The sequence below is a fragment of the Nonomuraea longispora genome (assembly GCF_004348345.1).
In the GTDB taxonomy this organism is placed as follows: Bacteria; Actinomycetota; Actinomycetes; order Streptosporangiales; family Streptosporangiaceae; genus Nonomuraea; species Nonomuraea longispora.
In genome coordinates this window covers 1-25,759 of sequence record NZ_SMJZ01000129.1, presented here as the reverse complement: position 1 = coordinate 25,759, position 25,759 = coordinate 1, and the positions used below count along the sequence as shown (strand labels likewise).

Sequence of the window (25,759 nt, the reverse complement as noted above, 5' to 3'; positions counted from 1 at the left end):
GCCCGCCTCCGGCGCCGGGGCGGGCCGTCGCGTACGGATGGCAGGGAACGCGGCAAGTCATGAAGCGGACCTTGCGCTACGCGGACGATAGGCCGCATATCGTGGCCCTGGGTGACAGCTGACGACCAAGGTGGTGACTGCGATGCCGGAGGCGAGCATCGACGTGGCGGCGCTGAAGCGGCGCATGGGGCGGGTAGGCGTCTGGAACGCCACGCTGACCTCGGAGTCGGCCCCGGTGGAACGCGACGCGGCGGCCGAGATCGAGAGCCTGGGTTTCGGGACGTTGTGGTTCGGTGAGACCCCGGCGGGCAAGGAGTCGCTGGTCCATGCCGCGTTGCTGCTCGACGCCACCCAGAGCGTGATGATCGCGACCGGGATCGCCAGCATCTGGGGCCGCGACGCCACCGCCGCCGCGAACGGCTCGAACGCGCTCGCCGAGGCGTACGGCGGACGGTTCGTGCTCGGGCTCGGCGTGAGCCACGCGCCCGCCGTGGAGATGCGCGGCCATGACTACGGCAGGCCGGTGTCGGCGATGCGCGACTATCTCGACGCCATGGACGCGACCCAGTACAGCGCCCCGCTGCCCGCGCCGCCGCCGCGCCTGCTGGCGGCGCTGCGCCCCCGGATGCTGGAGCTGGCCGCGCAGCGCACGCAGGGGGCGCACCCCTACTTCGTGCCCGTGGAGCACACCGCGCGGGCCCGCGCCGTCCTCGGCCCCGACCCCGTGCTGGCGCCGGAGCAGACGGTCGTGCTCGACACCGATCCGGAGCGGGCGCGGCAGATCGCCCGCCGTTTCATGTCGATCTACCTCGGCCTGCCGAACTACGTGAACAACCTGCTCGACCTGGGCTGGAGCGAGGACGACGTCACGGGCGGCGGCAGCGACGCGCTGGTCGACGCCATCGTCGCGTGGGGCGACCCGGAAACGATCATCGAGAGGGTACGCGACCACCTCGAGGCGGGCGCCGACCACGTCTGCGTCCAGCCGCTCGCCGCCACCCCCGACGACCTGCTGGAGCACCTGCGCTTCCTGGTCGGCGCCGGTCTGGCCTCGATCTGACCGGACCGGACGACGGTCGCGTCCGTACGCGGCACCGGCTCGACCTGCCCGGCCGGGGACCGTGCCGTGCCCGGCCGGGGACCGCGTCGCCGTGGACCGCGTCGCCGGGCCCGGCCGTTGAGCCGGGTCCGGCGACGCGATGGGCTCAGCTTCCGCGCAGTCCGAGTGTGACGGCCGCGCTCGCCAGGGCGGCGATGTGCTCGTCGACCGAGCCCAGCCCCGCTTTCATGGTGCTGACGGCCAGGTGCGTGGCTCCGGCCTCCCGCCACCGGCCGGCCAGCGCGCCCAGCTCGTCGGCGTCGCCCGTCCAGCTGACCCGGCCCTCCATGCCGAGGCCGGCGGGGTCGCGCCCCGCCTGCGTGGCCGCCTCCTCGACGATGGCTCTCGCCTCGTCCAGCTTCGGGCCGGGAGACATCTGCGGGAACCACCCGTCGGCCAGCCGGCCGGCGCGGCGGTAGGCCGGGGGCGACTGCGCGCCGAACCAGAGGGGGATCGGCCTGCTCACCGGCAGCGGCGCCAGGCCCGCCCCGGTCACCCGGTCGAAGGCGCCCTCGAACGTGACCGACTCCTCCGTCCACAACCGGCGCATCAGCGCGACCTGCTCCTCCATGCGCCTGCCCCGGGTGGTGAAGTTCTGGCCGAGGGCTTCGTACTCGACCTGGTTCCAGCCCAGCCCCACGCCCAGCCGGAAACGGCCGGCGGTGAGCAGGTCGACCTCGGCCGCCTGCTTGGCCGCCAGGACCGTCTGCCGCTGGGGCAGGATGATGATGCCGGAGACCAGTTCGAGCGTGGTCAGCGCGGCGAGATAACCGAACAGCACCATGGGCTCGTGGAACGTGCTCCGCAGGTCGTAGGGCCCCTGCCAGCCCTGGTGCACAGCGGGGTCGGCGCCGACCACGTGATCGTAGGCCATCACGTGCCTGAATCCGAGCTCCTCCACTGCCTGCCCGTAGGCGCGCACCGCGCCCACGTCCCCGCTCATCTCGGTCTGCGGAAAGACGACACCGATTCGCATGCATGGCTCCTGTTCGACATCAAAGGGTGCCATCGCGCGGGTGCGGCGCCGGCGGCCGCCCCCGGGGAGCGGTCACTTCAGCGCGTACGCCCGCTTGATGGTCTGCGTGACCGTGGCCCCCGCCTTGTTCGAGGCGGTGACCCGCAGGGAAACGTACCCGCTGGTGGCGCGGAGCGGCGGATGCATCACCAGGGCCTGGTAACGGTCCTGGCCGCGTTTCCCGGTGAGCACCGGCAGCCAGGTGGCGCCGTCGTCGACGGAGTACTCGGCCGTGAGCCGCTTGACCGCGTGCTTCCTCGGGATCGAGTCGTGCGGGCCCGCCGCGATCTCGAAGGTGAAGGGCAGCCCGGCCCGTGCCCGGTTCAGCAGGTCGAGCGGGAGGTCGTAGCCGAGCAGGATCGCCGGCTGGACCGCGCACGACGGCCCGTACGAGCAGGCCGTCCCGCGCGGCGTGCCGGACGGCGGCGACGAGGCGAACGACCACGCGGTGCTCACCTCTGGCGACAGGGTGCGCTTGGTCGTGTCGACGCTCTCCAGCCGGTACGTCGCGCTCCCCTCCGGGACGGCGAAGGACCGGGGCGCACGGCCCTGCACCGGGATCTCCTGCTCGCCCGCGAACAACCGCGGCGCGGACTTGACCTCGGCCACGCCGGGGCTGGTGAAGTGGCGCGGATCGGAGTCGGACCACCGGTCGAGCGGCACGAACCGGTCACCGTCGCGGCACATCACGCACGGCAGGCCGGCCGGGTGGTCCCTCGGCTGCTCGGCCGCGCCGGGCGTCAGGGGGGCCTTGAACCAGTGCTCGCCCCGACGCTTGTCGTGCCGGGTGAAGCGGTCACTGGCGTGCAGCCTCAGGCTCTGGTTGGAGATCTCGCGGGTCCAGGTGACCTTGTCGTCCACCGGGCCGAAGTACTCGGTGCGGGCCAGCGGCATGGTGACCGGCTGGCCGTACCCGATCTCGCCGAGCCCCTCGTCCGTGACGGACTTGCCGTACTCGCGGCCGGGGGTGCCCGGCTGGTCGGCGTGGTACTGGGCGTCGATCCGCACGAGGTCGCGCGTGTCCGCCTTGTGGGGCTTGGCGGGGATCCGGCCGCGCTCGTCGTAACGCAGGCGGTACACCGCTCCCCCGTCGTCCGGTTCCAGGCGCACGGAGACGGGCCGCGCGTCCACGGCGGCGCGCAGCGCGCGGCCCTGTTCGGCGCTGAGCCCCAGCCCGAGGAACTGCTCGGTGGAGTACGGAGTCCTGGCCCTGCCGCCGTCGACGTCGAGGTACCCGGCGAACCCGGCGGCGCCGCGCTCGGCGGCGAGCTTGGCGGCCTGGTTCATCGCGCCGGCCGCGGTGCGGTACGGCATGGAGCCGTCGGCGAGCGGCACCCCGGCCAGGACGAGCTTGCCCGCCACGTCGACGCCCTCGAAGTCGGCCTCCCGGCCCTGCCCCACGGACACGACGCGGAGGGTGCGGTCCTCGGTCAGGGCGGCGTGCATGTCGGTGACGTCGTAGACGGGGTCGAGCCGGAGCCGCCCCGCGGTCGCGGAGGCCAGCGCGGCGGGGTCGAGCCGCCACCCGTGGGACAGCCGCATCTCGCCGGCCGCGACCTTGCGGACCGGGGTGACGTAGTGGTCCTGGCCAGTGGCGCCGCCGGCGTACACGGAGACGGGGTTGCCGCGGTCGGTGAACGTGCGGATGTACCAGAGTCTCCCGTCGCCCTCCGTCTTCTCCTTGGTGACCGGTTCGACCGGCACGGTGTCGCGGGCGTCCAGGGTGAGGGTCCTGTCGCCGTCGAGCGTGACGGTCCCGATGACCATGCTGGAGCGGTTGGCGGTGAACGCGTCGTTGATCACCGTGACGACCTCGTACTCGCCCGCGGGCAGCGGCACCTGCCGGTGACCCTGGGCGTCTGTGCGGGCGGTGTAGTAGCCGGCCGGGTAGAACGGGTCCTCGGCGCTGACCTTCCGCTTCATCGGGATGAAGTAGACGGTCGGCTCGGTGCCGGCGACACCGCTGCCGAACTCCTTGACGCCGTAGGAGTTGATCAGCGAGACGGTCAGCTGGTGCGTGGGCAGGCCGGTGTAGTAGCTGAACGGCGTGACAAGCTCGGCGCCGCCGCCGCCGCTCGCGGTGATCCAGCCGCCGTACGCGCCGGCCTCCCCCTTGGCCGGGTCGACGGTGACGTCGACGGTGGCCGAGCCGTTCGCGGGCACGGTGACGGTCCTCGCACCGAGGCGCACCGCCCCTTCGGGCGCGGGCCTGCCGCTCCAGCCGCGCGTCACGGGCTCGACGGCCAGGGTGATGTCCTCGCTCCCGGTGTTGCGGTACGTGACCTGCCGCGTCGCGGGCTCGCCGGAGAGCACGCGGAAGTCGACGGCCCAGGTCGCGAACACCTGCCGGCTGACCGCGCGGGCCACGTCGACCCGGCCGCTGCCCTGCTCGTACCAGTTGTGGCCGTCGTCGCGCACGGCGGTGGAGGTCAGCGCGTCGCGCAGTTCGGCGGCGCTCCAGCCGGGGTGCTGCTGCGCCAGGATCGCCGCGGCGCCGGCCACGTGCGGAGTGGCCATGGAGGTGCCGGAGCCGGCGGTGTAGCGCTCGTTGCCCGGGTGCGGCTTCCCGGAGGAGGTGGAGGAGCGTGCGGCCACGATGCCGTCGCCGGGGGCGACGACGTTCGGCTTGACGGCCGCGTCGTACAGCCGCGGCCCCTTGCTGGTGAAGCCGCTCAGCGACGTGCCGGTGTCCTTGTCCACCGAGCCAACGGCGACGGCAAGGTCCGCGGCGGCGGGGGTGTCGACCGTGAGCGTCTCCCCGGCGTTGCCCGCGGCGGCGACGAACAACGTGCCGTGCGCCCTGGTCAGCTCGTCGACGGCCTGGCTCATCGGGTCGGTGCCGTCGCCGCAGCAGCTGCCCAGGCTCAGGTTGACCACGTCGGCGCCCTGCAGGGCGGCCCACTCCATGCCGGCGATGGCCCACGACCAGTCGCCCCTGCCGTTGTCGCCGAGCACCTTGCCGATCAGCAGGGAGGCGCCGGGCGCGACACCCTTGTACGTCCCGCCCGACGCACTGCCCGAGCCCGCGATGATGGAGGCGACGTGAGTGCCGTGGCCCTTCTTGTCGGTGATGTCCGAGGACGTGGTGAAGTTCTCGCTGGCGGTGATCTTGCCGGCGAGGTCCGGGTGCTCGGCGTCGATGCCCGTGTCGAGCACGGCGACCTTGGCGCCGGTGCCGTCGAGGCCCTTCTCCCAGCCGGCGGGCGCGCCGACGAGCGGCACGCTCTTGTCGAGCGACGCGGTGACCTGCCGGTCGAGCCAGATCTTGGCGATGCCGCCCGCCGACCTTTCCAGCGCGGGCCGCTCGCCGCGGAAGCCGTTCCAGAACCGTGCCGCGTCGGACGGCCGCACGGTGAGCGCGGCCCCGTCGATGCTGGGCAGCGGGCGCACGTCCGTGGCCCCGGCCAGGGCCACCGCGGCCGGTGACAGCGCGGACGCGGCAGGCTCACCCCGGTAGGTGACCAGCAGGGGGATGCGGTCGGTGCGGCCCTCGCGCGCCAGCGTGGCGACGTCGAACAGCGTCTCGTCCAGGGTTCCCGCGGAGACCAGCGGCGCGGCGTCGGACGGCAGGACCAGCCAGCCGCCGTTCCTGGCCGGCAGGGTCGCGAAGGTGACCTGTGCGCCGTCGGGGCGGGCGGCCTCCTCGATGGAGATCTTGGGGACGCCGTCCTTGACCGGCGTGTACGTGACGACGTCACCGGTGATCAGCGTGATGGCGATGGGTGCGGCGGAGCTCGTGACGGTGCCGGTGCTCGTGGCAGTGCTGGTGGCAGCGCTCGTGACAGCGCTCGTGACAGGGGCCTGGCCGGAGGCGCCGGCGTGCCCGGGGCTCGCGGCGAGGGCGAGGACGAGTGCGGCGCCGGCTAAGAGCGCCGGGAATCTCAGGTGCTGGTGGTGCAAGGGGTTCTCTCTTCAGCTACCGGTGGGAACGCTCCCACGCCAGAAGATCGGGTTCGCCTCTCTTGTACCAGCACCGTCAGCGCCTTCTGCCGGCGCGAGCCAATTTTGGGTATACCGAATCGCCCGGATCAGCCCCGCCCGTACCGGTCCTCGGCCCGCCAGAAGTACCAGCCTCCGATCACGAGCGCCAGCACCGCCCAGACCGCGCAGGCCACCGGCGCCGTCGGCGGCGGCGTGTGCTCCGCCATGAGGATGTCCCGCATCCACTCGATGTAGGAGGCCGCCGGGTTCAGGTACATCGCGGTCGCCACCCACTCGGGCAGCCCCGCGGTGCCGACCACCTTGTCGTGGATGGCGAAGAACACCCCGGACGCGTACAACCACGTGCGCATGATGAACGGCAGCAGCTGGTTGAGGTCGCGCAGCCAGGCGCCCAACCGGGCCAGGATCAGCCCGGCCCCGACGTTGAAGACGCTCTGCAACGCCAGCACGACCGGGATCATCAGCCAGTACCACGTCAGCGGCTCGCCGGTGGCGACCACGATGAGCAGCAGCACGCCCATGGAGAAGGCCAGCTGCTGCAGTTCCTGGATCGTGTACGCCAGCGGCAGCGCGGCCCGGGGGAAGTGCAGGGCGCGGATCAGCGACAGGTTGCCGGAGATCGACTTGGCGCCCGCGGTGGCGGTCCGCTGTGTGTACGTGAAGACGAACATGCCGGTCAGCAGGAAGATCGGATAATTGTCGATGCCCCGGCCCGCGCCCAGGATGAGCCCGAACATCACGTAATAGATCGCGGCGTTGAGCAGCGGGGTGATGACCTGCCAGAGTTGCCCCAGCGCCGAGCCGGAGTATTTCGAGACGTTCCTGGAGGTGGCGTAGGTGAGGATGAAGTGCCGCCGCTGCCACAGCAGGCGCAGGTAGAGGGGGAACGGAGGCCGCGGCACGGCGGGACGCAGGCCGTGCCTCCTGGCGAGCGCCTCCAGCGACTCCGGCGGGCCGTTCTCCGCGTGGCTCATGGCTCCCTCGTTGACCGATGTGCGTTCACCCCTGACCATCCCCCGAAGTACGGCACGCCGGTCCAGCTTTCCGGCGGAGGGTCGGTCAGGCGTTGCTCCAGGGGCGCAGCGTCTCGTCGAGCGCGTCGCGCATGGCGTCGGCGAGGAAGCCCTCGCCGGTCAGCGCCCACAGGATGAGCACGCCGTTGTAGGTCACCTGCACCGCGCGGGCCAGCCTGGCGACGTCCGTCCCGCCCGTGAGCTCTCCCGCCGCCACCGCCTCGGCCAGCAGCGCGGCCATCTCCTCCCGCGTGCGGCGGGCGTGCTCGGCGGCGTGCCCGCGGAAGTCGGGATCGGTCAGGTCGAGTTGCAGGAAGCCGAGGCTGTTGGCCAGCTCCCGCGGCGTGGCCACGGTTTCCGCCAGGGCGGCCACGGCGGCCCGCAGCGCCTCCAACGGCGACGCGTGCTCCTGCCGGGCGCGCTCGAACGGCCGCGCCGCGTTCTGCGCCGCCTGCCCGGCGAGCGCGAGCAGCAGGCCGCGCTTGGAGCCGAACCGCTGCACCAGCGTGGCCGGGGACAGGCCGGCCTCGCGGGCGACCGCGGCCAGGGTGAGGCTCTGCGGCCCGTGGCGGCCGATCGCGCGCGCGGTGGCCCACAGGATCGCCTCGTCGCTGGTCGTACGCGGCCTGCCCATGACGCCTCCGCTGGTCAATGAACGGCCATTCAGATTACTCGGTGAGGTGGGTCATGTGGGGCAGGACCGCCATGCGACCGGGTCGCTCTCCACGAGCGAGATCTCCACCGACGGGTACCGGATCGTCTGGTGTCTCCAGCTACGACGTGACGCTGACGCCCGTCACCGCGAAGCGCTCGACCGTCGCCACGTGACCCCCCGTGGAGGCCACGACGGTGAGCGTCCCGCCCGGTGTGGCCGTGAAGTCGACCGTGGCCGACCAGGGAGCCTTCTCGCCGCCCGCGGGCACGCAGCACCGCTCGCCCAGCGGGGCGTCCGTCCCGGGCCGGCGCACGTGGACGGTGATGCTCTCGTCCACGCCCGAGATGCGCCCGCCCACGGTGAGCGGCGAGCTCACGGCCGCGCCGTACGCGGGTCTCGTCAGCGTGAACGAGGTGTCGTCCGTGCCGACGACCTCCCACGGCGCGTCCTCGCCCGAGCCGTATCTCACGAGGTGCACGACGGCGGCGACCGCCGGCCTGTCGCCCTCCTGGCTGCGGTAGCCGACGTGCACGCGCGCGTGCGCGCCCTCCTCGGAGATCTTGACGGCCCGGTCGATCTCGGTGAAGCCGAGGTAGTCGCGGGTGAAGGCGAGCGCGGTGCGGGCGGCGTCGAGGTGCCAGGCCCGGCCGCCGTCCTCTCCGTGGGCGCGCCGCCATCCCTCCGCCTCCTCCTGGGTGGAGAACGGCCACAGCGGTTGGTAGCGGCCCGCGACGAGGGACTCGCCCGGCGCGGGCGTGCCGGGGCCCGGGGTCGAGGCGGACGGGCTGGGCGGGCCGGTGGGCCCCGCGGACGTCGAAGGTGGCGTCGAGGGCTGCCCGGTGGCCCTCGTCTCCGGGCCGGCCCCGCCGCCGCAGCCGGCGACGGCGAGTCCGAGCGCCGCCAGGAGGGACGTCAGCACGCGGATCACCTTCATGCGGACCTCCTGCGACAGCGCTCACGGTGGCGAACCCAAGGTACCCCGGACGGCTTCTGACCGGGCGAAATCCGTGTGGACGCCCTCGCGGTGAGTCCGTACGGGGACCTCGTGCGGGGCAGGGACGAAGCCGGGACGTACGGTCAGGGCTGTCCGGGCCGTACGCGGGTAGGCGTCCTGACATGTCCACCTTCGACCTGAGCAAACTCCGCGCGGTGGTCTTCGACACGGACGGCGTGGTCACCGACACGGCCCGGGTGCACGCGGCCGCGTGGAAGCACGTGTTCGACGCCTTCCTGCGGGGCCGGGGCGCGGAGCCGTTCGACATCCGCGCCGACTACCTGGCGTACGTGGACGGGCGGCCGCGGCTCGACGGGGTGCGTACGTTCCTCGCCTCGCGCGGCGTCACGCTGCCTGAGGGCGGCCCGGACGACGAGCCGGGGGCGCCGACCGTCCACGGGATGGGGCTGGCCAAGGACGCGCTGTTCGTGGAGCAGACCGACAAGCACGGCGTGGCCGCGTTCCCCTCGACCGTCGCGCTGCTGCACGAGTTGCGGCGGCGCGGGGCCCGTACCGCGGTGGTGTCGGCGAGCAGACACTGCCGCGCGGTCGTGGCGTCCGCGGGGCTGCTGCACCTGTTCGACGCGCTGGTCGACGGCAACGACTTGGCCGAGCTGGGGTTGCCGGGCAAGCCGGATCCCGCGATGTTCCTGGAGGCGGCCCGCCGCCTGCGGGTGCCCCCGGCCGAGGTGGCGGTCGTGGAGGACGCGCTGCCCGGGGTCGAGGCCGGCCGCAAGGGCGGGTTCGGGGGGATCGTCGCCGTGGACAGGAGCGGCTCGCAGGAGGCGGCCATGCGCGCGGCCGGAGCCGACGTGGTGGTGGCCGACCTGGGCGACGCGAGCGTGTCGGGACGGGTGCCGGTGGGACGGCGATGAACGCCTGGACGCTCGTCTACGAGGGTTTCGATCCCGCCGGCGAAGGGCTGCGCGAGGCACTGTGCACGCTCGGCAACGGCCGGTTCGCGACGCGGGGCGCCACTCCCGACGGGCGGCCGCGCGCGCCGGGCACGTACCTGGCGGGCTGTTACGACCGGCTCGACTCGGTCGTGGCCGGCCGTACGGTGACCAACGAGGACATCGTCAACCTGCCCGACTGGCTGCCGCTGACGTTCGCCACGCCGGAGTCCGGCTGGTTCCGGCCGGAGGAGGCCGAGCTGCTGCTCTACCGGCACGAGCTGGATCTGCGGCACGGCGTGCTGACGCGGGAGCTGCGCTGGCGCGACGGCGCGGGCAGGGTGACGTACGTACGCCAGCGCCGTCTGGTGTCCATGGCCGACCCCATGCTGGCCGCGCTGGAGACCACGTTCACCGCGGAGAACTGGTCGGGGCCGATGCGGGTGCGCTGCACGCTGGACGGGCGGGTGACCAACTCCGGTGTGGCCCGCTACCGCGACCTGCGCGGCGACCATCTCACCGGGCACGAGACCGGCGCGGACGACGGCCTGGCCTGGCTGACCGTGACCACGCGCAACTCGCGCGTCATGGTGACGCTGGCCTCGCGGACCGACGGCGACGGGCTGGCCGCGCGGCCAGCGTTGTGCGGCGACCACATCACCTCCGACCACGTGCTCGACCTGGCCGAGGGCGAGCCGGCCCGGCTCACGAAGACCGTGGCTCTGACCAGCTCGCGCGATCCCGCCATCCATGACCCCCGCTCGTCGGCCCTGCGTCAGGTGCGCCGCGCGCCGCGCTTCGACGAGCTGCTGGACCGCCACGTGGCGGCGTGGCAGTGCCTGTGGCGGCGGGCCCGGCTCGACGCGGGCGGCGCCGAGCTCTCGCGGCTCGTCCACGTGCACATCTTCCATCTGTTGCAGACGCTCTCCCCGCACACCGCCGACCTCGACGCCGGGGTGCCCGCCCGGGGGCTGCACGGTGAGGCGTACCGGGGGCACGTGTTCTGGGACGAGCTGTTCGTGGAGCCGTGGCTGAACCTGCGCTTCCCCGAGATCTCGATCGGCCTGCTGCGCTACCGCTGGCGGCGTCTGCCCGAGGCCAGGGACGCCGCCGCGGAGGCCGGGTACGAGGGCGCGATGTTCCCGTGGCAGAGCGGCAGCGACGGGCGCGAGGAGACGCAGACGCTGCACCTCAATCCCGCCTCCGGCCGCTGGCTGCCGGACAACTCCCATCGCCAGCGGCACGTCGGCCTGGCCATCGCCTACAACGTGTGGCACCACTACCTGGCCACCGGCTCGATGCCGCCGTGGTGCGCCGAGCTGCTGCTCGACATCGCCAGGTTCTTCGGCTCGCTGGCCGAGCCGCGCGACGGCCGCTACGAGATCCGCGGCGTCATGGGCCCCGACGAGTATCACGACGCCTACCCGGACGCGGACGAGCCCGGGCTGGCGAACAACGCCTATACCAACATCATGACCGTGTGGCTGATGGAGCGCGCCCGCGAGACCGCCGTGCTGGCGCCGCACCTGGCGCCTCCGGCCGCCGAGCTGGCCCACTGGGCCGACGTCGGCCGCCGTATGCGGGTCGACTTCCACGACGGCGTCATCAGCCAGTTCACGGGGTACGGGGAGCTGCGGGAGCTCGACTGGGACCGCTACGGCGGCGTGCGCCGGCTGGACCGGGCGCTGGAGGCCGACGGCGACGACGTCAACCGTTACCAGGCCTCCAAGCAGGCCGACACGCTCATGCTCTGCTACCTGCTGAGCGACGAGGAGCTGACCGGCATCCTGGAACGGCTCGGCTACGCGCCCGACCCGGACCTGATCGAGAGGACGATCTCCTACTACCTGCGGCGCACCAGCCACGGCTCCACGCTCAGCGCCGTCGTGCACGCCTGGATCCTGGCCCGCCGCAACCCGGAGCAGTCCTGGGAGTTCTTCATCGAGGCCCTCACGGGCGACATCGAGGACGTGCAGGGAGGCACGACGGCGGAGGGCATCCACCTGGGCGCCATGGGCGGCACGCTGGACCTGCTGCAGAGCTGCTACCTGGGCCTTGAGCTGGAACGGGGCGGGCGGCTGCGCCTGGACCCGCAGGTGCCCGACCGGCTCGGCCTGGTGTGCATGCCGCTGCGTTACCACGGGCGCCAGATCTTCGTCGACGCCGACCATCGCGAGGCGCGCATCAACGGCACCGCGCGCCGCATCTATGGGCGAGGAGAAGTGATCATGACAGGCACCGGCGATTTCGGGCGGCGCATCATTCATCACCGCGAACGTCTCGGCCTGACCCGTGAACAGGTCGCCGACAAGGCAGACATGTCGCCCGGGTACATGGAATATCTGGAAGAGCACGCCGACACGCCGGACACCGGCGCCATCTACCGCCTGGCGGACGCCCTGCAGACCACGGTCGAGGAGCTGCTCGGCGGCGGCCAGGACCGTCCGCCCGGCCACGGCCTTGCCATGGCCCATCCCACCCTGGAAGCGCTGGACCGGGAGGAGTGCCTGCGGCTGATCGAGTCCGGCGGAATCGGGCGGGTGGCGTTCAACGGCTCGCACGGGCCGACGGTGCTGCCCGTCAACTACAAGCTGCACGAGGGCGACATCGTCTTCCGCACCGCGACCGGCGGCGCCATGGACCAGGACCTGCGCAGCGGCGTGGAGGGGGTCGACATCGTGATCGCGTTCGAGATCGACCGGATCGACGAGGTCAACCGCGAAGGCTGGAGCGTCCTGGTGCAGGGTCCCGCCCACCACGTGCCGGCGGAGGAGGTGGCCGACGCGGCGGGCTCAGGCGTCATCCCGTGGGCGGGCGGCGAGCGGCACCTCTACGTCCGCATCACGCCGCGGCAGATCACGGGCCGCCGCATCCACGGCGTGCAGACCGCGTGAACCGTGGCATCACGCGTGCCCGCCACCTTGACGATCGGGGGGCTGGGACGACGGGCGCCAGGGGGCGCGCACCACGGCGACGGGGCAGTGGGCCCGCTGGAGCACGCCGTGACTCACCGTGCCGAGCACCGTCGCGGTGAGCCTGCTCAGCCCGCGCGACCCGACCACCGCCAGGTCGGCCCCGCTGGAGGCGCGTACCAGCGCGGTGACCGGGTGCCGGTCGACGAAGGAGTCCTCGATCGGCACGTCCGGGTACATCTCCCGCCACGGCGCCATCGCCGCCTCCAGCTGCCGGCCGAGATCGGCTCCCGGCAGCGGCCCGTATCCCACGGGATGAGGCGACAACACGGGCACCTGCCGGCCGTACACCACCCGGACCCGGGCGCCGCGCGCGTCCGCCTGCTCCAGCCCGTACGCCAGGGCCGCCTCGGCGTCGGCGGATCCGTCGTATCCCACCACGATCTCGCCGCGCGCAGGGCCGGGCGGCTCGTGCACGATCACCACCGGGCAGCGTACGTGACCGGCCAGCGCGAAACCGGTGGAGCCCAGCATCAGCCCGGCGGCCGCGCTGCGTCCCCTGCTGCCCAGCACCAGACTGTCGGCGTCGGCGCCCTCGGTGCGCAGCCGTTCGACCACCGCGCCGGTGACGAGCACGGCCGTCGTCTCCACCTCGGGTGCGACGGTGCGTACCCGCTCGACGGCGTCCGACAGCAGCGCCTCGTTGCGTTCGCTGAGCGTCAGGCGCGTGCCCGCCAGCGGCCGTTCGGGCTGCCACGGCTCGCGTACATGCACGATCCGCAGCGGCCGGCCGCGCCGCGCGGCGTCGTCCGCGGCCCACGCCAGCGCGGTCCAGGCCCGGTCCGCCCCGTCGATCCCGACCACGATCGCTGCGCTCATCGCGGCCCTCCCGTCTCCCCTGCCTCTGTTCCGCACAGCTACCCCGGAGCGGGTGGTCATCCACCTCAGCGGCCTTCCACGGCCGGGCCAGGCCGAGGGGGCCGAGCGAGGCAGGGGCGTCAGCGGCAGCCGGTCGCGCCGAACACCAGGAAGTTGGTCGACTCGCGCTCGTCGAAGTTGTCGTCGGAGGCGACCACGAGCGTGCACTCGCCGCCGGCGAGGCGCGGCCCCCAGGCCAGGCCCTCCCAGTTCTGCACCGGAGGCCGGAAGGCGCCCAGGTCGAAGACCAGGCGCTTGGTCACCGCGCGGTACGGGCCCCCGCTCGCCAGCGCGGCCGTGCCGAGCACGTTGGTGGCGCCGCCCAGGTCGATCTCGTAGATCTTGGCGCGGTAGCCGGTGCCCTCGACCCAGGAGCGCTCCAGTGCCAGGAAGCGGGACCCGCCGATGGGCAGCAGCTCCGACACGCCGGTGTCCGACTGCCCGGACGCGGGGACGGGCGCGGCGGGCAGCGGGTCGAGCGGGTAGGCGTACTGGCCGCGCAGGACGCCCTGGCGGCTCCAGACGGTCAGCCGCGCGGGCGCGCCGCGCTCGGCCGTCGGCGGCTGACCGTCCTCGTAGCGCGGGCCCTCGGTCACGGCGGTGATCGTACGCCTGGAGACGGCCAGGCCTTCGAAGCCGGAGTTGCGCCGGGGCCCCCGGTCGGCCGTGGTGAGCCGCAGGTTGGCCGGCAACGGCAGGACGTTGGTGTGGCGGCCGCGGAGGTCCATCGAGCGCACCGCCGGGGGTGAAAGCGGAATATCGGGATTGCGGGTGTCGGGGCGGTCCCCTTCGTCGCCCCAGAGCAGCCGCCGGTTCCACCGGTCGTATCTGATGGACTCCGGGTCGGCCGACCCCGGCCTGCCGTAGGCGGGGTACGGTGACCCGTCGGCCCGCAACATCGTCGTCACCCCCGTCAGGCGCACACCGTGAAAGGCGCCCGACCGGCGGTCGATGTCGAGCCGCCCGGTGTAGTAGCGGGCGGGGTTGTAGCGCCACCGGTCGTCGGAGATGAAATACCACGTGTCGGTGCGGGGGTCGCGGTCGATGCCGGACAGACCGCCCACGGTGGTCCCCGCGAACTGCACCAGGTGCGGCACCCGCTGCTCGCCCAGGAAACGTGTGATCCGGACCTCCGGCGGCGCGCTCCGGGCGGCCGCGGGCGGCGCGACGCTCACCACCATCGCGAAGGTGATGGTTATTTGTATGATTTTCCGCGTACGACCCATATGATCCCCCGTATTTCCCCTGGCCGTCGAGCGAAATCGACGGAGGACATGAAATCGCGGATCACCGGGGAAGTCCACGGACGACACAATCGAAGGTCGCCTCAGTATTCAGGGGAATTCCTTTATTCTGGGCTTTTGCCTGACATTTCCCGTGCTGTCGGTGCACGCGCCCGGCGGCGTCTTCACGGCGTCGGGCCCGGTCTGCACGATCTGCCCCGACGGCTGGGCGCCGATGGTCGTCCTTCGACGACGACCCACCGATCATCCGCGGGCAGGCCCTGACCCCCAACGCCGTCGGCCGGCGGTCACGTGTGCGGGGGGTCAGGGGCGGGTGCCGATGACGGCGGTGGCGTCGAGTTCCTCGGACCACTCCGCGCGGGCGCGCAGCCCGGCCGCCGCCAGGGCCGCGGCGGTGGCCTCCGCCTGTCGTTCGCTGGTCTCGACCAGCAGGTGGCCGCCCGACGCCAGCCACCGCGGCGCCTCGGCGACCACCCGCCGGGCGACGTCGAGCCCGTCGCCGCCTCCGTCGAGCGCCATCGGCGGCTCGTGCAGTCTGGCCTCGGGCGGCAGCAGGCCGATCGACTCCGACGGCACGTACGGCGGGCTGACGACGAGCAGGTCGACGCGGCCGCGCAGGGAGGAGGGCAGCGGCTCGAACAGGTCGCCCTCGTAGACGTGCGCGCCTGGGAGGTTGCGCCGGGCGCAACGCACGGCGGCCGGGTCGAGGTCGGCGGCGTGCACCTCGGCCTCGCCTGCCCCAGCGGCGGCGGCGAGCTGGGCGATGACGGCGGCGCCCATCGCGCCCGTGCCGCAGCACAGGTCGAGAACCACGGGCGGGCCGGCGGTCGCGCGGGCCAGTGCGACGGCCCTGCGGACGAGGAACTCCGTGCGCGGCCGGGGCACGAACACCCCCGGCTCGACGACGACGCGCAGGCCACAGAACTCCGCCCAGCCCAGCACGTGTTCGAGCGGCTCTCCGGCGACTCGCCTGGCGACCATGGCGGCCAGGGCCTCGGGGGTGGACGCGGTGGAGAAGAGCAATGCCGCCTCGTCCTCCGCGAACACGCATCCCGCGGCGCGCAGCCTCGTGACGATCTCAGCGGTCTGGACGGGTGACGAAAACGCAGACATGGAAGCCTTCCGGGATGCCGATGGGCGCTCCCGCGGTCACCTGGTCTCGGTGGCCCGCCTGGCGGGGAAGGGGAGCACCCAGCCTGTCACAGCGGTAATGGGTCTCGCCTCCCTGGCCGGTCCGTTCGGGGATGGTCACGGTAGCAGATCCGTGTCGCAAAGGTCCTGTCCGTCCCCCGACCACCGGCCTACATTCGAGGTGGAGAGCGGAACGGGGCACGGCATGGATCCTGTGGTGATCACCGGCGGTTTCGGGCGGGTGGGCAGCCTGGTGCGGCCCGCGCTGCTGGCGGAGCACCGGCTGCGTGTCGTCGACCGGGTGGCCGGGACGACCCTGCCCGGCGAGGAGTCCGTGGTGGCCGACCTGGCCGAACCAGGAGTGGCCGAGCGGGCACTGGCCGGGGCGTCCGGGCTGGTCCACCTCGCGGGCGACCCCAGGCCGCACGCGGCCTGGGAGGAGGCCTACCGCGCCAACGTGACGCTCACCCGCCGCGTGCTCGACGCCGCCGCCGGACAGGGCGTGCCACGGGTGGTGCTGGCCAGCACGGTGCACGCCATGGGCGAGTACAACCGGCCGGAGCACCGTCCGGTGGACCCGGCGTGGGAACCCCGGCCCTGCTGCGCGTACGGGCTCAGCAAGGTCATCACGGAGAACCTCGGCCGGCTGCACGCTGAGCTGACCGGCGCTTCCGTGGTGTGCCTGCGGCTCGGTTCGACCGGCTACGCGCTGGACGAGGCGAGGTACCTGGGCATGTGGCTGTCCGGCCGGGACGCGGGAGCGCTGCTGCTGGCGGCGCTGACGGCCGGCCCGGGGTGGAGCGTGCACTTCGGCATGTCGGCCAACACCCGGCGGCACTGGGATCTCGCCTCGGCCAGAAAGCTCGGCTACGAGCCGCGCGACGACAGCGAGCCGTACGCGGCCACCGCCGGACCGCCCACGGCGGTGATCTGCCGCATCTTCGACGGCGAGGACAACCCGCGGGCCTGAGGGCCTTCAGGCGGCCGGGCCCAGCCTCACGGGCAGGCAGGCCAGGCGCAGCGTGCCCGGGTCGGGGGTGTAGGAGGCGTCGCCGGCGAGCGCCAGGTCGGGGAAGCGGCGCAGCAGCGCGCCGAGCGCGGCGCCGGTCTGCACCCGGGCCAGCGAGGCTCCGACGCAGAAGTGCGGGCCGTGCGCGAACCCGAGGTGACCGGACGCCTCCCGCCGGATGTCGAACGTGCCGGGATCGTCGAACACGCGCGGGTCGCGGTTGACGGCGGCGATGGCGGCGGTGACCGGCTCCCCCTTGGGGATGGGCACGCCGCCGATCTCGACGTCCTCGGCGGGGAAGCGCGGGATCGTCAGCAGCTGGGGGCCGCACCAGCGCATCAGCTCCTCTACGGCGCGCGGCATGAGCTCCGGGCCGGCGCGCAGGGCGGCGAGCTGCCCGGGGTGGCCGAGCAGGGTGTGCACGGCGTTGGCGATGAGGTTGGTCGGCGTCTGCCCGGCCAGGACCAGCTGCCAGACCATGGTGACCAGCTCGACCTCGCTGAGCCCGTCACCGTCCTCCTCCAGGATCCCGGCGAGGTCGGAGATCAGGTCGTCGCCGCGCTCGGCGATGCCGCGGGCGACGGCGGCCGCGGCGCCCTCCATGATGGCCGGGACGGCCTCCCGCAGGCCCTGGCCGTGCCCGGCGGCGACGGCGGCGCCGTACTCGCGCCAGCGGGGGCGGTCGGTGGCGGGGATGCCGACCAGCTCGCAGATCACCTCGATCGGAAGGGGTCGCGCGAAATGGGCCAGCAGGTCGATGGCGCCGTCCTCGGCGGCGTGCCCGGGCAGCTCGTCGAGGAGGCGGCCGGCGATCCGCTCCATGCGCGGCCCGAACGCGGCGGCCTTGCGCGGCGTGAACGCGGGCGCGACCAGGCGGCGCAGCCGGGAGTGTTCCGGGCCGTTGAGCACGGACATCGTGCGCATGTAGGGCCGGCAGTGCTCGGGCACGTCGAAGGGCAGGTAGCTGCCGTCGCCGGTCTCCAGGCGCGGGTCGCTCAGCATCGCCCTGGCCTCGGCGTGCCGCGTGACGGCCCAGAGCGGCCCGAACCCGGGTGCGGTCAGCCGCACCACGGGCGACTCCTCGCGCACCGCCGAGAACGCGGTGAGCGGGTCTGCCAGCACCGCTGGGCCGGCCAGGTCGATCTCAGGCACCTCGGTCATCGCCCACTCCATTCAGATGATAGTAACATTCCGATGGTAACAGTATCCCTATGCCAGGGCACGCGGCAACGCGGGCACGAAATCCCGCGCGGAAGGGAACCGGAGGGCAGGGCCGTGCGGTCCAAGCCATGGGCGACGTTCACGCCGGCGCCTCGTCGTGCACCGCCCGCTCACGTGGCGGCGGTGCCCGCGACGGGCATCCGGCCGAGGCCGCGGGCGGCCCTTCCCGTCCGCCGGCGAGCGCTGGACGCCGCCCCCGCCAACGTCACGCCGTCCGGGCACAGGCCGGGGCGGGGCGGGCTAGGAGGACACGTGCCAGTGCGTGAGCGCGCTGTCGAGCGCGTCGAGGATCTTCTCCCACGAGGCCTGCAGATCGCGCGGGTGGTCGAACCCGCTGCTCGCCTCGATGGCGAAGAAGCCCTGGTACGTGCTGCGCAGCAGGCGGATGGCGTCGGTCAGGTCGGGCTCGGTCAGCGCGTACGCGCTCAGGTGGGCGTAGGTGATGGCCATGATCCGCTGGTGGCCGGGGGACGCGGCGACGACCTCGGGGTCGACGGCCATCTGGGTGGCCTGGTAGCGGCCGGGGCATTCGCGCGCGAAGTCGCGCCACGCGTTGGCGAACCCGGCCAGCGACTCCTTGCCCGCCCGGCCCGCGGTGGCCGCCGCGAGGCGGTCGCCCAGTTCGGCAGCGGCGCGCACGGCCACGCGGGTGCGCAGGTCGCGCATGTTCCTGACGTGGGAGTAGAGGCTCGCGTCGGCGACGCCGAAGCCCCGCGCCAGCGCCGACAGCGTGACGTTGTCGAACCCGACCACGTCGGCCAGGTCGGCCGCCGCCTCCGTCACCCGGTCGGCGGTCAGTCCGGCACGCGCCATGCCCGCCTCCCGTCCGTCAGCCTACGAATCCTAGGTTTTAGCCTGGAGCGGCGCGGTCACGCAAACCGGAGGTCAGAGAGCGGCGGACAGGACGGGCCGGCCGCGCACACCGGGGTCGGCGGCGAACAGGGCGCCCGCGGCCGGCTGCTCGGCCCTGTCGACGTCGAGCGCGGAGGTCGTGATGAACAGCCGGTCGAGGCCGTCGCCGCCGAACGCCACCGCCGTGACCTTGCGTACGGGCAGGGTGATGACCGCGTCGAGCCGGCCGCCCGCGTCGTACCGGTGCACGGCCCCGCCCTGCCACAACGCCACCCACACCCCGCCCTCGGCGTCCACGGTCAGGCCGTCGGGCGCGCCCTGGCCGGGGTCGACGACGGCGAACGGCCGCCGGCCGCTCAGCCCGCCGTCCGGGGTGTAGTCGAGCACGTCCACGCGGCCGGTCGCGGTGTCGGCGTAGTAGGCGAGGCTCCCGTCGGGGCTGAAATCGAACCCGTTGGAGATCGTCACCCCGGGCAGCACCACGCTCAGCTCCCCACCGGGACCCGCCACATAGAGCGAGCCGCGACCAGGAGCGGCGTCGTAGGCCATGCTGCCGATGTAGAAGCGGCCGTCAGGGTCGCAGCCGCCCTCGTTCATCCGGACGGAGGGGTCGGTCCACGCCTCGCCCAGGGAGCGCAGCGGGGCGTCGAGGTCGTCGGAGCCGGACAGGAGCAGCTCGCGCTCGGCGGCGACCACGTACCCACCGGACACGCGGGGCCGTACGACGGCGGCCAGCGACCCGGCGTGCCGGCGGCGCACCCCGCCGCCTGCGTCCAGCGCGAGCACGTCGCCGGCGAGCATGTCGACCCAGCGCAGCCCGCCCCAGCGGCTGGACCAGACGGGCCCCTCACCGTGCTCGGCGATGGGGTCGGTCACGGTGTACGCGGCGATGGTCATGAGGCGCTCTCCTCGTCGTGATCCCCGGTGCGTGGTGCACGACTCTAACGGCGGCCGGCGAGGATGACGTCGGCGAGGTCCGACGCGTCGCCGCGACGCACCTTGGCGCCCGGGTGCGCCGCGGCCGGCAGTGCGGGGTCGCGGACGACGGCGGTGACGTCGTGGCCTCGCCAGAGCGCCTCGGCCGGCGTCCTGCTGCCGACGGCGCCGGTGGCGCCGAAGAGGGTGATGCGCATGACCGTCAGGTTTCCCTTCCCGCCAGAACGGCCTGCGCCGGCCGCGGCCGGGCGGGGCGGAACTGGGCGGCGACGAGCGCGGTCAGGACGACGACCGCGCCGACCGCCTGGGCGGCGGTGAGGTGCTGGCCGAGCACCAGCCAGCCGAGTGCGGTGGCGACCACGGGGCTGAGCAGGCCGAGGAACGTCACCTGGGTCGCCGTCAGCCGTCCCAGACCCCAGAACCACAGGGCGTAGGCGAAGGCGGAACCGATGACGGTGAGGTAGGCGTACCCGGCGAGGTTGGCGGCGGTGAGCGTGGCCGGCGGCGGCCCTTCGACGAGCAGGGCGACGGGGAGCAGCAGCAGGCCGCCCGCCACGAGCTGCCATCCGGTGGTGGCCAGCAGCGGCGCGGGCGAACGCCACCGCTTGCTCAGCACGACTCCTGTGGCCATGACGGCGGCTCCTCCGAGCGCCGCGGCGACCCCGAGCGCGTCGAGCCGCGCGTCGGCGCGCAGCACGAGCAGCCCGACCCCCGCCACGCCCACCACGGCCGACAGCGCGGTGCGCAGGGACAGGCGCTCGGCGAGCAGCCCGGCCGACAGCAGCGCGACCAGCAGGGGCTGGATGGCGCCGACGGTCGCGGCCACCCCGCCCGGCAGCCGGTAGGCGCCCACGAACAGCAGCGCGAAGAACACCCCGATGTTCAGCGCCCCCAGCACCAGCGCACGCCACCACCAGATGCCCTCGGGCAGGCGCCTGGTGATCGCCAGGAGGAGCAGGCCGGCGGGCAGGGCCCGGACCAACGCCGCCAGCAAGGGCCGGTCGGGCGGCAGCAGCTCGGTGGTGACGAGGTAGGTCGTCCCCCAGATGGAGGGGGTCAACGCGGTCAGTAACACGATTCCCCACTGATTCCTTAGCACTAAGATAAAGTAACTCACCGCTAAGACATCGCTAGGCTGGAGCAGTGTCAGATCACGTCGACCTCGTGCTCGAACAGTGGGCCGCGCAGCGCCCCGACCTGGACGTCTCCCCCATGGCGATCATCGGCCGCCTGTCGCGGCTGTCGCGGCTGATCACCGTGGAGCTGCGCCGGACCTTCGAGGCCCACGGACTCGACTCCGCCTCCTTCGACGTGCTGGCCACGCTGCGCCGCAGCGACCCGCCGCACCGCCTGACGCCCGCGGAGCTGATGCGCGCTTCCATGGTGACCTCGGGGGCCATCACGCAGCGGCTCGACCGCCTGGAGGCGCGCGGCCTGGTGACCCGTACGCCGAGCGACTCGGACGGGCGCGGCGTCCACGTGACGCTCACGGACGAGGGGCACACGTTGATCGACCGGGTGCTGCCGCACCACCTCGAGACGGAGCAGCGTGTGCTGGCCGTGCTGCCGAAGGAGCGCCGCGACGACCTCGCCGCCACCTTGCGCGACCTGCTGGAGTCCCTCGGCGACACGACCGGCCCCTCCTGAGGCGTGCACGCCTCAGGAAGGGCCGGTCGTGTCGCGAGCGCGCAGGAGGGCGGGGTTCAGCGGCGGCGGCCGGCGCCGCGCGCCCTTCCTCCGCCCCTGGTGCGGGGCCGCGACGCCCGTGCCTGAGGGGCCGCCCAGTGCGCCGGGCGGGTGAGGGCGGCGGGGAGGCGGGTCGCGGTGTCGCCCCTGGCGGAGTCGAGCTGGGGCTGGGTGAGGAACAACGCGCCGGTGAGGTCGGCGCCCGACAGGTCGGCCCCCCGCAGGTCCGCCCCGATGAGGTCGGCCTGGCGCAGGTCGGCGCCCTTCAGGTCGGCCCCGATCAGGTAGGCGCCGCGCAGGCTGGCCGCGCGCAGGTCGGCCCCGGCCAGACGGGCTCCGATCAGGTCGGCTCCCCTGCGGTCCCTGCCGCCTCTCCCGGCCCTGACCAGCTCGCTGACCTTCAGCAGCAGCGTGTTGACGCGCACGCGCTCCGCCTCCACGTCGAGCTTCTCCAGTTCGCCGGCGCCCAGCAGGGTGAGGCGCTCGGTGTCGGCGAGGGCCTGGGCCAGCTCCGCGTGCAGGGGCCGGGCGGTGTCGAGAGCCAGCGCCTCCGCCAGATACCACAGCAGCTCGTGCAGTTGCCGCATGACCGGGAACACGGTGTACATCCGCCGGGCCGTCCCCGGCGCCTCCCGCCAGCTCGTGCCCTCGAACGTGACCTGGGAGACCTTCTGCCCCGCACCGAAGCAGTCGAAGACCGTGCACCCGGCGAAGCCGCTCTGCCTGAGCCGGTCATGGATGGAGCAGCGGAAGTCGTCGCGCAGGTGGTGGCAGGGCTGCCCGGCGTCCTTGTCGGCCGCGAAGTCCGCCGAGGCCGAGAACGGCAGCGCCACGCAGCACAGCCCGAAGCAGCTCTCGCAGTCGGCCAGCAGGCCGAGCTCACGCGGGTTCGTTCCGGGCAACTGCTGCTCCTCGCGTACGACGAAACGTGACGCTTCACCTTATTCAACTGTGTGTGTACGGCGTCGTCGTGGTGAGCGGCGTGAACCCGAGCCGCTCCAGGATGGGCCGGCTCTGGCTGGACGCGTCCACCTGCAGGTGGGTGTAGCCGCGCGCGACCGCCTCCCGGGCACGCCAGGCGACCAGCGCGCGGTAGACGCCCCTCCCGCGCCGGCCGGGGACGGTGCCGCCGCCCCACAGGCCGGCGAAGCCGGTGCCGGGGTGCAGGTCCATCCGCGCCGCGCTGACCGGTACGTCGCCGGCCAGGGCGAGCACGGCGTTGAGCGTGCCTGCCGCGAGCCCGTCGAGAAGGTGCCGTCTGAGATGGTCGCCGCCGTCCGTGCCGAACGCGCGCTCGTGCACGCCGGCCATGAGCTCCACGTCGCCGGCTGTGGTCACCGGGATTAGGCGGACGCCCTCCGGCCCGGCGGGCGGCCCGGCCGCGATCGCGGCGGCCTCGGCCACCATGACCGTCTCCTCGGGACCGGCGGTGAACCCGGCGGCCAGCAGCCGGTCGCCGAGGTCGGCGGGGCGGTCGTGGGCGTACAGCTTCCACTCGAACGCCAGCCCCAGCGACCCGAAGTGCCGCACCTGCACGGCGATCGCCGGGTCCGCGTCCTCCTCGTCGAGGTCTGACCACAGCACGCCGTTCCAGCCGTGCGCGGGGCCGGTCTGGCGCACCACGCCGCCCGTCCGCTCGATCCGCCGCCCCGGCCCGTCGGGGCGGGCCTCCCGCCGCAGCCGCCGGTCGAACAGGGACAGTACCTCGTCAGGATCCATCCTGACAGCTCAGCAGTTCGGCGTGCGCCGGGCCAACACGTTTGTCAGCCGCCGTAGCGCCGCTGCCGCGCCGCGAAGCTCCGCAGCGCGCGCAAGAAGTCGATCTCGCGGAAGGCCGGCCAGTACGCCTCGCAGAAGTACAGCTCGGAGTAGGCCGACTGCCAGAGCAGGAAGTTCGACAGCCGCTGTTCACCGCTGGTGCGGATCACCAGGTCGGGGTCGGGCTGCCCGGCGGTGTACAGGTGCGGGGTGATGTCGTCGACGGTCAGCGTCGAGGCCAGCTCCACCATGGACTGCCCCGACTCGGCCCGCTCGTACAGCAGCTCGCGCAGGGCGTCGACGACCTCCTGGCGGCCGCCGTACCCGATCGCCAGGGTGAGGTGGAAGCCGGTGGCGCACGTACGGGTGGCCTCGACGGCGCTCTTGAGCGCGCGGGCCGTGGTGTCGGGCAGCGTGTCGAGCATCCCGGCGACGTGGACCTGCCAGCGAGCGTCGGGCCGGTCGAGCTGGTCGCCGACCATGCGCTCGATCACGCCCAGCAGCGACGTCACCTCCTCGTCGCCGCGGCGCTCGAGGTTCTCCGTCGAGCAGAGGAACACGGTCAGATGCTTGATGCCCAGAGCCTCGCACCACGACAGGACGTCGGCGATGTGCTCGGCGCCGGCTTTGTGGCCGAGGCCCGGGTGCGCCAGGCCCTTCTGTTTGGCCCAGCGCCGGTTGCCGTCCATGATCAGGCCGACGTGCCCCGGAAGAGGGCCCGCCATGACCTGCCGGCGCAGGCGCCGGGCGTAAAAGGCGTGAAGGAGGTCAGTCGTCTGCACCCCACCAGCATGGCGTGCCTGACGGACTGGTACCGGATCTTTCCTGATATTGCCGGACGCTACCTGCCTCTCACTGCTCCATGAACGTCAGCGCCATGAACGCTTGGATGCGCCTTCTAGGGCGTCTCGTCCCCCTCCTCACCGGTACGCGGCCAGGCGTCGCCCCAGCCGGTGTCCCTGGCCAGCCGGTAGAGCCCGCCCTGCCGTCTGGAAACCGTCACGTCGCGTACCGACTCCTCGTCCGTGCACACCCGCAGGGACACCATGCCCTTACGCGTGCGCGGGTGGCGCAGGACCCTGGCGCCGGCCCTCGGCCACCTCGTCGTCGTGGCGGCCACGTAGGAGAACCTCTCGTCCTCGAAGCCGAGAGTGCCCGCCTTGACCCTGCGGTGCAGGGCGCTCCGGGGCAGCCGTACCGAGAAGTGGCACCAATCCTCACCCCGGCGGATCGGACAGGGCCCGTCGTGAGGGCAGGGGGCGACGATGGTCAGGCCGTTCGCCGCCAGGACCTCCCGGGCCGCGGCGATGGTGGCGTAGCCGGCGGGGGTGCCGGGCTCGACGATGACCACCATGGCGGCGTCCGCGGCCAGCCAGCGCACGGCCGCCGGACGGTCCTCCGGGGAAAGCTCGCCCAGGGCGTACGCCATGGTGACGAGGTCGGCCGCGGGGCGGTCGAGACCGGGGCCGGCGGACGCCCGCCGCCACGTCGCCCCGCGCAGCGCCGGCGAGGTCCGGGCCAGGCGGCGGCCCAGGTCGATGGCGTGCGGGTCGCGTTCGACGACGGTGACCTGCTCGATGGACGGCCAGACGCCGGCCGCCGCCCAGATCGCCGCCCCGGTGCCGCCGCCGACGTCGAGATGCCCGCGGGGCAGGAAACCCGGCACCGCCGCCCGGCGCAGTGCGGCGGCGGTCGCGGCGTAGGTGGCGGGCATGCGCACCGCGGCGTAGGCGGCGACGTCCGTCTCGCCGCGCAGGTACACGCCTCCGGAGGCGGCGCCCGCGCGGTAACGCTCGCTGAGCCGCGCCGCCGCCTCCGCCAGGTCACGCGCCGGGTGACGGGCGAGCTCCCGGTCGAGCCCTGCCCTGAGCTCACGGGGAAGCAGGGACACGCTCACCACTCCCCCGCCCCGGTGGGTACGAGGGCCGGGCCGGCGAGCGCCTCACCGGTGGCGAGCGGGAAGAAGGCCGGGTGGATGACGGGGATGCCGTCACCGGGAATGGTGAAGTCCGCGCCGGGACACGCGGAGCTGAGTGCACGCAAAAGAGCTCCTCGGACGGGAGGGAAACGGTCGTGTGCGCGTGCGACCGCTCCAGGCGAGGAGCCTCAGACGCCGGAGGGAATCCGGCGGCCTCGTGCCGGCAGGGGACCCGCATCGGACGGCCGGCGCGGCGGTCCGATGAGCAGGTCCTCGTCAGTGAGGTGTCTCGTGCCCTCGCCTCGAAGCGGCGGCGATGAGCTCACAGGTGCGCATACGGACCCCTCTCCATCCGGTGTCACCGTTCCCGGGCGCCTCCGATTCTCTGATGGCGGGCGGAGGCACGGCCACCGCTTTTCGGCTCGCCGAGCGGCCGCCGCGCGTGGTGCCTGCGGCGTACGTCACGCGTGGCCAGGAACAGCAGCACCGCCCACACGGCGCAGTAGGCGCCGAAGACCGCGCCCCCGCGGCCGGTCAGCAGCGCGCCGCCCGTCATCCCCACC

At 73.4% G+C, this 25,759-nt stretch carries 24 protein-coding genes; 5 read left to right on the top strand and 19 right to left on the bottom strand.

Annotated elements, in window-relative coordinates; translation table 11 throughout:
- Positions 1–142 precede the first annotated feature (142 nt).
- A complete protein-coding gene (locus E1267_RS28670; RefSeq protein ID WP_132336867.1) occupies positions 143–1,060 on the top strand; it encodes a TIGR03620 family F420-dependent LLM class oxidoreductase in 918 nt (305 codons plus the stop codon).
- 145 nt (positions 1,061–1,205) lie between these two features.
- Here E1267_RS28670 and E1267_RS28665 read toward each other — a convergent pair whose 3' ends face one another.
- The 5 genes from E1267_RS28665 to E1267_RS28645 form a co-directional block, all read right to left on the bottom strand.
- Entirely contained in the window at positions 1,206–2,075 is an 870-nt protein-coding gene (locus tag E1267_RS28665; RefSeq protein WP_132336865.1) for an LLM class F420-dependent oxidoreductase, read from the bottom strand.
- Positions 2,076–2,147: 72 nt separating this feature from the next.
- Complete coding sequence (locus E1267_RS28660) at positions 2,148–6,014, bottom strand: S8 family serine peptidase (protein ID WP_132336863.1); 3,867 nt, start codon at positions 6,012–6,014, stop codon at positions 2,148–2,150.
- Positions 6,015–6,142: 128 nt separating this feature from the next.
- On the bottom strand, positions 6,143–7,030 hold the full coding sequence (locus E1267_RS28655) for an ABC transporter permease (RefSeq protein ID WP_132336861.1): 888 nt from the start codon (positions 7,028–7,030) through the stop codon (positions 6,143–6,145).
- 85 nt (positions 7,031–7,115) lie between these two features.
- The gene (locus E1267_RS28650) at positions 7,116–7,703 is read right to left on the bottom strand and encodes a TetR family transcriptional regulator (protein WP_132336859.1); all 588 of its coding nucleotides are present in this window, start codon (positions 7,701–7,703) and stop codon (positions 7,116–7,118) included.
- 139 nt (positions 7,704–7,842) lie between these two features.
- Positions 7,843–8,658, bottom strand: coding sequence for a hypothetical protein (locus tag E1267_RS28645; RefSeq protein ID WP_132336857.1), 816 nt, complete (start codon positions 8,656–8,658; stop codon positions 7,843–7,845).
- A gap of 182 nt (positions 8,659–8,840) precedes the next feature.
- On the opposite strand from E1267_RS28645, the gene E1267_RS28640 reads away from it, so the two are divergent.
- Positions 8,841–9,593 carry an HAD family hydrolase gene (locus tag E1267_RS28640; protein ID WP_132336855.1) on the top strand — a complete coding sequence of 251 codons (753 nt, stop codon included), beginning with the start codon at positions 8,841–8,843 and terminating at the stop codon, positions 9,591–9,593.
- Entirely contained in the window at positions 9,590–12,505 is a 2,916-nt protein-coding gene (locus tag E1267_RS28635) for a pyridoxamine 5'-phosphate oxidase family protein (RefSeq protein ID WP_132336853.1), read from the top strand. Before E1267_RS28640 ends, E1267_RS28635 begins: the two co-directional genes overlap by 4 nt.
- Positions 12,506–12,514: 9 nt before the next feature.
- On the opposite strand, the gene E1267_RS28630 is transcribed toward E1267_RS28635, so the two are convergent.
- The 3 genes from E1267_RS28630 to E1267_RS28620 form a co-directional block, all read right to left on the bottom strand.
- Complete coding sequence (locus tag E1267_RS28630) at positions 12,515–13,402, bottom strand: universal stress protein (protein WP_132336851.1); 888 nt, start codon at positions 13,400–13,402, stop codon at positions 12,515–12,517.
- Positions 13,403–13,521: 119 nt separating this feature from the next.
- Positions 13,522–14,622 (bottom strand): esterase-like activity of phytase family protein, encoded by a 1,101-nt coding sequence (locus E1267_RS28625; protein ID WP_132336849.1) that lies wholly within the window; start codon positions 14,620–14,622, stop codon positions 13,522–13,524.
- A 366-nt stretch (positions 14,623–14,988) separates the two neighbouring features.
- Positions 14,989–15,798 (bottom strand): putative protein N(5)-glutamine methyltransferase, encoded by an 810-nt coding sequence (locus E1267_RS28620; RefSeq protein WP_132336848.1) that lies wholly within the window; start codon positions 15,796–15,798, stop codon positions 14,989–14,991.
- 223 nt (positions 15,799–16,021) lie between these two features.
- On the opposite strand from E1267_RS28620, the gene E1267_RS28615 reads away from it, so the two are divergent.
- The gene (locus E1267_RS28615; protein ID WP_165959850.1) at positions 16,022–16,786 is read left to right on the top strand and encodes an NAD-dependent epimerase/dehydratase family protein; all 765 of its coding nucleotides are present in this window, start codon (positions 16,022–16,024) and stop codon (positions 16,784–16,786) included.
- Between the two features lie 6 nt (positions 16,787–16,792).
- Here the strand turns inward: E1267_RS28615 and E1267_RS28610 are convergent, their stop codons facing one another.
- The 5 genes from E1267_RS28610 to E1267_RS28590 form a co-directional block, all read right to left on the bottom strand.
- Positions 16,793–17,986 (bottom strand): cytochrome P450 family protein, encoded by a 1,194-nt coding sequence (locus E1267_RS28610; RefSeq protein WP_132336844.1) that lies wholly within the window; start codon positions 17,984–17,986, stop codon positions 16,793–16,795.
- Positions 17,987–18,286: 300 nt separating this feature from the next.
- Positions 18,287–18,859 (bottom strand): TetR/AcrR family transcriptional regulator, encoded by a 573-nt coding sequence (locus E1267_RS28605; protein WP_132336842.1) that lies wholly within the window; start codon positions 18,857–18,859, stop codon positions 18,287–18,289.
- A gap of 72 nt (positions 18,860–18,931) precedes the next feature.
- Positions 18,932–19,795, bottom strand: a complete 864-nt coding sequence (locus tag E1267_RS28600) for an SMP-30/gluconolactonase/LRE family protein (RefSeq protein WP_132336840.1) — start codon at positions 19,793–19,795, stop codon at positions 18,932–18,934.
- A gap of 44 nt (positions 19,796–19,839) precedes the next feature.
- Positions 19,840–20,031, bottom strand: a complete 192-nt coding sequence (locus E1267_RS45835) for an NAD(P)H-binding protein (protein WP_220449720.1) — start codon at positions 20,029–20,031, stop codon at positions 19,840–19,842.
- Between the two features lie 5 nt (positions 20,032–20,036).
- Positions 20,037–20,909, bottom strand: a complete 873-nt coding sequence (locus E1267_RS28590; protein WP_220449719.1) for an EamA family transporter — start codon at positions 20,907–20,909, stop codon at positions 20,037–20,039.
- A 68-nt stretch (positions 20,910–20,977) separates the two neighbouring features.
- Between E1267_RS28590 and E1267_RS28585 the strand changes: the two genes are divergently transcribed.
- Positions 20,978–21,481, top strand: coding sequence for a MarR family winged helix-turn-helix transcriptional regulator (locus E1267_RS28585; RefSeq protein WP_132336836.1), 504 nt, complete (start codon positions 20,978–20,980; stop codon positions 21,479–21,481).
- Positions 21,482–21,537: 56 nt separating this feature from the next.
- Here E1267_RS28585 and E1267_RS28580 read toward each other — a convergent pair whose 3' ends face one another.
- The 6 genes from E1267_RS28580 to E1267_RS44680 form a co-directional block, all read right to left on the bottom strand.
- Positions 21,538–22,422, bottom strand: a complete 885-nt coding sequence (locus E1267_RS28580; RefSeq protein ID WP_132336834.1) for a pentapeptide repeat-containing protein — start codon at positions 22,420–22,422, stop codon at positions 21,538–21,540.
- A 43-nt stretch (positions 22,423–22,465) separates the two neighbouring features.
- Positions 22,466–23,239 carry a GNAT family N-acetyltransferase gene (locus E1267_RS28575; RefSeq protein ID WP_132336832.1) on the bottom strand — a complete coding sequence of 258 codons (774 nt, stop codon included), beginning with the start codon at positions 23,237–23,239 and terminating at the stop codon, positions 22,466–22,468.
- A gap of 44 nt (positions 23,240–23,283) precedes the next feature.
- Complete coding sequence (uppS, locus tag E1267_RS28570; RefSeq protein WP_132336871.1) at positions 23,284–24,003, bottom strand: polyprenyl diphosphate synthase; 720 nt, start codon at positions 24,001–24,003, stop codon at positions 23,284–23,286.
- Positions 24,004–24,176: 173 nt separating this feature from the next.
- Positions 24,177–25,169 (bottom strand): small ribosomal subunit Rsm22 family protein, encoded by a 993-nt coding sequence (locus tag E1267_RS28565; RefSeq protein ID WP_165959849.1) that lies wholly within the window; start codon positions 25,167–25,169, stop codon positions 24,177–24,179.
- 2 nt (positions 25,170–25,171) lie between these two features.
- On the bottom strand, positions 25,172–25,321 hold the full coding sequence (locus E1267_RS44685; protein WP_165959848.1) for a hypothetical protein: 150 nt from the start codon (positions 25,319–25,321) through the stop codon (positions 25,172–25,174).
- Between the two features lie 233 nt (positions 25,322–25,554).
- On the bottom strand, positions 25,555–25,759 hold a 205-nt coding region (locus E1267_RS44680; RefSeq protein WP_165959847.1), incomplete at its 5' end, for a hypothetical protein.